The organism is Alkalibacillus haloalkaliphilus C5, assembly GCF_000269905.1.
GTDB lineage: Bacteria > Bacillota > Bacilli > Bacillales > Alkalibacillaceae > Alkalibacillus > Alkalibacillus haloalkaliphilus_A.
The window spans coordinates 1-2,263 of the sequence record NZ_AKIF01000236.1; the positions used below are offsets into that span (position 1 = coordinate 1).

Genomic DNA, 2,263 nt, shown 5'->3' on the forward strand with positions numbered 1-2,263 from the left:
AGAAGAAGAGGAAGAATAAATCATTCTTCCTCTTCTTCATTTTCCTCCTCATCATTTTCCTCTTCACGTTCTTCCCAAGCAACCGAATGAATCTCACCTGAAAAGGCATTAACTTGCGCAATTGCTTGCTCTTCTTCATTAAGAACAACTGTCATAAAGTAATACAAACTACCTTCAACTTCACGAAGCTCGACGTAGGTTACGTCACCTTCAATTTCACTTAAGACAATTTCTACCGCTTCTTCTTCTGAGACGACTGTGTCTGGTGTTTTAGCTTCAGATTGTAAAGAAATCACAGTCCCTTGATACGCATCAATCATCATTTCATAAACCAATTCTTCATCTTCAATAATTAACTGATAATAAGGCTCATCTTCATCAATTAAGTTAAGTTCGGTAATGTTACCTTCTTGCTCATCTAATGCAATTGATGTCACTTCATCATAAGATAAGATCGTTGGCTCATCTTCTTCAGTAGGCTCTTCTACTTCCTCTGTAATATCTTCATCCTCATTGACTTCTTCAGATTGATTTTCGTCTACTTCTGTTTCTGGTTCTGACTCAACTTCATCTTCATATTCGTAAGCTTCTTCACGAGATAACTGTTCAATATGACCTCGTTGCTTCTCAACAGAGACACGATAAACCCCTGTTTTTAATTCAACTTCAAACTCATAGTGAGACGCCGTTTCACGTATTCCTTTAATCTCACCGGAAAACCGCTCACTTACATGCTGTTCTGCCTCTTCACGCGACAGTTGTTCAGCTGAAGCTGGAGAAAAAACAAACTGTTGTGCTATGACGAATATAAAAATTGTTACTACAACCCCACCTACTAACCAAGCGACCTGTCTTCGTTTCATGTTAACCATCCTTAAAGTTTAAAAATACCTATAAAACTATACGCCGAATAACTGTTACGATCACTATACCGTACAAAGATTAAAATTTAATTAAAACATGCTTAAAAATACAACTTAATTGTCGTACCTTGACCTTCTACACTCCTTAATCGTAAGTCAAGATCCAAAGCATCGGTAATTTCTTTCGCAAGTGTTAGACCTAAGCCACTCCCGCCTGTTTTCCGGTTACGCGCTTCATCCACACGATAAAATCGTTCAAACACTCTTGATTGATGAGCTTCTGGGATGCCAACACCATAATCTTGTATCGTAATTACAGGATTCTGTTCACCAGACAAAATGAGTTCGACAGGTTCTTCACTATACTTCAACGCATTATCTAATAAAATGTATAACAGTTGTGTTAATTTTTGTTCATCAGTTTCAACTTTAAACGACTTGTTAGCATCAACTTTAATTTCACGATGATAGCCTTGTGACAAATGTTCGCTAATAGTTTGTAATAGATCTTTTAAACTAACCTCATCCGAACGAATTTGCCAATCTTGGTCACGCTTAGCTAGTAACAGCAACTGTTCTGTTAAATCTTTCATACGTGTAGACTCAGATGCAATGGCTTCAATCGCCTCTTCAACAACTTCTGGTCGTTCTAGTCCTCGCCGTTTAACTAAATTTGCGTAAGACTCAATAACAGTTATCGGTGTTCGAAGCTCATGAGAAGCATTTGAGACGAACTGTTCTTGTTTTTCATAATGCTCTTGGAGTAACGCGATCATATCGTTAAACGTTTCTGTCATTGTGTATAATTCGTCTTTTGATTGACGCTTAAGTGGAATTTGTTTAAACGTTTGACTTTCTTTAATTTCATTCATCGTTTGAATCAGTGATTGAATAGGACCTAAGATTAAATCAGCCAAAAGTTTCCCCGAAACAACAACCGGCACCACACCAATTAATACGACAAACATTAAGACGAGCTGTAAATTGGCTAACGTTTCATCAATGTGCGATAAATTTTCGATCACTTGCACGTAAACAACTTGTCCATCTTGCCAAATCATCGGTTCTTGGACGATCGCTAACGTTTGATCATTTTGTAAAAGTTGAACGAACCGCCCACGCTGCTCTGGCATCGACACATCAAATAACGTCATTTCTTCTCCTGAAGTAACTGACGTCATCATATTGTAATCCGAATCAAGTACGCGAATCGACCCGTTAGAAGGCACATATGCTCGAAGCAAATCGTCCACTGGAATGTTAGCATCGACATCTGTTAAATTGGTGACCATATTTGAAGCTTCCACTTCAAGTCGATCTAACTCACGTTCATAAGTGTGATCTGCAAACAAATAATAAATGGCACATGCAAATGCAATTAACAATAATATAAATAACCC

Annotated in this window: 2 protein-coding genes; both read right to left on the reverse strand. The window is 37.8% G+C overall.

Features of this window, described 5'->3' with window-relative positions:
• Positions 1-20: 20 nt before the first annotated feature.
• Positions 21-863 carry a PepSY domain-containing protein gene (locus A194_RS0115885; protein ID WP_017187771.1) on the reverse strand — a complete coding sequence of 281 codons (843 nt, stop codon included), beginning with the start codon at positions 861-863 and terminating at the stop codon, positions 21-23.
• 101 nt (positions 864-964) lie between these two features.
• On the reverse strand, positions 965-2,263 hold a 1,299-nt coding region (locus A194_RS0115890; protein ID WP_017187772.1), incomplete at its 5' end, for a sensor histidine kinase.